3 protein-coding genes and 1 rRNA gene are annotated in these 3,991 nt (G+C 55.4%); all 4 read left to right on the top strand.

Annotated elements, in window-relative coordinates; genetic code table 11:
* Positions 1 to 76: ribosomal RNA gene (gene rrf / locus ACRESJ_RS04975) — 5S ribosomal RNA — on the top strand; the annotation flags it as partial.
* 148 nt (positions 77 to 224) lie between these two features.
* Complete coding sequence (locus tag ACRESJ_RS04970; protein ID WP_431756907.1) at positions 225 to 884, top strand: paraquat-inducible protein A; 660 nt, start codon at positions 225 to 227, stop codon at positions 882 to 884.
* Positions 871 to 1,494, top strand: coding sequence for a paraquat-inducible protein A (locus ACRESJ_RS04965; RefSeq protein ID WP_431756906.1), 624 nt, complete (start codon positions 871 to 873; stop codon positions 1,492 to 1,494). The genes ACRESJ_RS04970 and ACRESJ_RS04965 overlap by 14 nt, the downstream gene beginning before the upstream one ends.
* The gene (locus ACRESJ_RS04960) at positions 1,487 to 3,790 is read left to right on the top strand and encodes an intermembrane transport protein PqiB (RefSeq protein WP_431756905.1); all 2,304 of its coding nucleotides are present in this window, start codon (positions 1,487 to 1,489) and stop codon (positions 3,788 to 3,790) included. The genes ACRESJ_RS04965 and ACRESJ_RS04960 overlap by 8 nt, the downstream gene beginning before the upstream one ends.
* Positions 3,791 to 3,991 lie beyond the last annotated feature (201 nt).

Genomic DNA, 3,991 nt, shown 5'->3' with positions numbered 1-3,991 from the left:
CGAACTCAGCAGTGAAACGATGCATCGCCGATGGTAGTGTGGGGTTTCCCCATGTGAGAGTAGGTCATCGTCAAGATTAAATTCCGAAACCCCTATCTGCGTATGCAGGTAGGGGTTTTGTTTTTGCGCTTATAAAACGCACGATCAGTCTCCGCACAAATTTGCACAGTTATTTTCGGTTCAGGACACTAGAATAGGTCCAATTTTTCAGAGTCAGAGCGCTTATGCCGGATTCGGATGACGCCAAAGGGCTGTCAGAATTACCACTGGACCATCTGGTTGCCTGTCATGAGTGCGACTTGCTGATGCGCAAGCCCGAGCTGGCTCATGGTGAGAAGGCCCTGTGTCCTCGCTGTGGTTACGAACTCTACGCCCATCGTTACAACGTCGTACAGCGCAGTCTAGCCCTGGTCATCGCGGCGTTGCTGCTGTATATCCCCGCGAACTTTTTACCCATCATGCAGCTCAATCTACTCGGGCAGACATCGCACGATACTGTCTGGAGTGGCGTTGTGGCGCTTTTCAATACGGGCATGCAAGGCGTTTCCCTGGTTGTGTTCCTGTGCAGCATGGGCATTCCGCTGCTCAAACTGCTCTGCCAACTAGCTGTCTTGTTAAGCATCCGTTTTGATATCGGGCGCAGTTACGGCTTGTTGCTTTACCGCATTTACCATCACTTACGAGATTGGGGGATGCTTGAGGTCTATTTCATGGGCGTGCTGGTGGCGATCGTGAAGCTGGCAGATATGGCAGCCATGACCATAGGCCTTGGCTTGGCTTGTTTCATCGGTTTGCTGTTGGTTCAGGTGGGGTTGGAAGTCGTGATGTCGCCGCACCAGATCTGGCAGGCTTTATCAGGAGAGGATGCCCATGCGGGCGATTGATGCAGGCATTCTGATTTGCGCTGAATGCCATGAATTGAACAAGCAGGAAGCTGATAGCGACGAGCAGACCTGTACGCGCTGCGGGGCGTTGGTACATCCCCGTCGGCCGAACAGTCTGATGCGGACCTGGGCGTTGCTGATTACCGCAGCAATCCTTTATATACCCGCTAATGTGCTGCCGATCATGACTGTGAACTCGTTGGGCAAGGGCGACCCGAGCACCATCATGTCAGGTGTGATCCAACTGGTGCAGCACGGCATGATTCCAATTGCGGCCGTGGTTTTTATCGCCAGTATTCTGGTGCCTACTTTCAAGCTGGTAGGCATCGCACTGTTGTTGTTTTCCGTACAGCGCCACCAGCCACTATCGGCTCGTCAGCGTATATGGATGTACCGTTTTATCGAGTTTATTGGCCGTTGGTCGATGCTCGATATTTTTGTGATCGCCATCCTGGTGGCGGTTGTGGATTTTGGAAGGCTTGCCAGTATCGAAGCTGATCTGGGTGCGATCGCATTCGCCAGCGTGGTGATTTTGACAATGCTTGCCGCAGTAACTTTCGATCCCCGACTGATTTGGGATAACACGGAGTCGGACTACGACCATGACTGATTTGCCTGTAGCGAAGACCCGACCGGCCTCGAACTGGTCTGCCATTTGGGTATTGCCCCTGATCGCCCTGATCATCGGTGGATGGCTTGGCTGGCGAGCCTATAACGAGACCGGCATCGAAATTCAGGTGCGTTTCGAAAGCGGTGAGGGTATCCAGGCCAACAAGACCGAAGTGGTCTACAAAGGCATGTCGGTCGGCAAGGTGAAAACCCTTAAGCTCGATGATGAAGGCAGCACCAAAGGCGTGATCGCCACCGTTGAAATGAACAAGGATGTCGAACAGTATCTGAGGACCAGCACACGCTTTTGGCTGGTTAAGCCGAGCGTGAGCCTGGCCGGTATCACGGGTCTGGAAACGCTGGTCTCGGGTAACTATGTTGCGGTCAGCCCGGGTGAAGGCGAGCCGACTCGCAAGTTCAAGGCACTGGCCCAAGAACCGCCGCTATCCGACGCCCAACCTGGTTTGCACCTGACAATCAAGGCTGATCGCCTGGGTTCGCTCAATCGTGGCAGCCCGGTGTTCTACAAGCAGATCAAGGTTGGTCAGATCAAAAGCTTCTTGCTGTCAGAGGATCAGAGCACCGTCGAGCTCAAGGTTTTCATCGAGCCGACATACGCCAAGCTGGTACGCAAACATACGCGTTTTTGGAATGCCAGCGGCATAAGCATTGATGCCAACCTGTCGGGCGTTAAAGTGCGCAGCGAATCTCTGGCCAGCATCGTCGCTGGTGGTATTGCGTTTGCCACGCCGGAAAATCGCAAGGATAGCCCGCCCACCGACCCGAGCTTGCCGTTTCGTCTTTACGAGGACTTTGATGCGGCAGCGGCCGGAATCAAGGTCAAGGTCAAGCTCAGCGATTTCGAAGGCTTGCAGGCTGGCCGTACGCCAGTGATGTACAAGGGTATTCAGGTCGGCACGCTCAAGGCACTGAAGGTTGACCCCGATTTGTCCGGCGCGAGTGCGGAATTGACGCTGGATCCGCTGGCTGAGGATTACCTGGTCGATGGCACTCAGTTCTGGGTGGTCAAACCATCGATTTCTCTGGCGGGTATTACTGGTCTCGAGGCGTTGGTCAAAGGTAACTACATCGCGGTGCGTCCCGGTGACAAAGGTGCTGCGCCGCAACGCGAGTTCGTTGCCCGACCAAAGGCACCTCCGCTGGATCTACGCTCGCCAGGCCTGCATCTGGTGTTGTTCACCGACAATCTCGGTTCACTGGAGGTCGGCAGTCCGGTTCTCTACAAGCAGGTCAAGGTCGGTTCGGTGCAGAGCTATCAGTTCTCGCGCAAGAAGAATCAACTGGTGATCGGTGTTCATATCGAGAAGGAGTACGAAGATCTGGTCAACGCTTCGACGCGGTTTTGGAATGCCAGTGGTATTACGTTGACGGGCGGACTGACCGGCGGGATTCAAGTCAAAAGTGAGTCTTTGCAAAGCCTGATGGCTGGCGGCATCGCGTTTGAAACGCCTGAGGCCAAGGCACCGTTACAGAAGCGGATCCCGCGTTTCCGCCTGTTTGCCAGTCATGATGACGCCAACCAAAAAGGCGCAGTGGTCACGATCAAGGTTGACCGCGCCGATGGCTTGCGCGCTGGTACACCCATCCGCTTCAAAGGGCTGGATGTCGGCAAGATCGAGGACGTCGACCTCAGCGATGATTTGCAGTCAGTGTTGCTGACCGCGCGAATCACAGAGGTGCCCGAGCGCATTGCGCGAGTGGGTAGTGAGTTTTGGGTGGTAAAACCGGAACTGGGACTGATCAAGACGTCGAATCTTGAGACGTTAGTAACCGGGCAGTACATCGAAGTGCAGCCCGCTGCGAAGAATCTCGGCCCGCAGAAAAACTTCGTGGCTCTGGCCATTCCCCCTGAAACCGCCAAAGCCGAAGCCGGGTTGAGCCTGGTACTGAGCGCTGCCCGCCGTGGCTCGCTGAAAGCCGGGGTACCGGTAACGTATCGCGAAATTACGGTAGGCAAGGTAACCGGTTATGAATTGGGCCAGACTGCGGATCGGGTGTTGATTCATATCCTTATCGAGCCGAAGTACGCGCCGTTGGTGCGCAGCGGGACCCGTTTCTGGAACACCAGCGGATTCGATCTGGATGTCGGTCTGTTCAAGGGCGCGACGGTGCGCACCGAGTCCTTGGAAACCATGATTCAGGGCGGTGTCGCATTTGCCACGCCGGACGGTGAGCGCATGGGCAGTGCGGCAATGCCCGAGCAGACGTTCCCGCTGTTCGACAAATTCGAAGAGGAATGGCTGACTTGGGCGCCGAAGATTAGCCTTGGTAAGTAACAGGGATTTGATTGGGTGTCCGTGATGTCCCCTTCGCGGCGGTGCGACGATTCGACAAGCCCGCTCCCACAGGATTTGCGGCGTACACAATATTTGTGACCACCCAATACCACTGTGGGAGCGGGCTCGCCCGCGAAGAGGCCCTTAAATTCACCACAAAACGCAACTCACAAAAAAGGCCGCGATCCATGAGGATCGCGG

Origin of the sequence: Pseudomonas sp., from assembly GCF_050739655.1 — a bacterium.
Lineage (GTDB): Bacteria > Pseudomonadota > Gammaproteobacteria > Pseudomonadales > Pseudomonadaceae > Aquipseudomonas.
This window is presented reverse-complemented; position numbering and strand designations above follow the sequence as displayed.

What these genes read in the sequence shown, in the direction of transcription:
- ACRESJ_RS04965 (WP_431756906.1), top strand. Translation starts at nt 871, where the DNA reads ATGCGGGCGATTGATGCAGGCATTCTGATTTGCGCTGAATGCCATGAA.
- ACRESJ_RS04960 (WP_431756905.1), top strand. Translation starts at nt 1,487, where the DNA reads ATGACTGATTTGCCTGTAGCGAAGACCCGACCGGCCTCGAACTGGTCT.
- ACRESJ_RS04970 (WP_431756907.1), top strand. Translation starts at nt 225, where the DNA reads ATGCCGGATTCGGATGACGCCAAAGGGCTGTCAGAATTACCACTGGAC.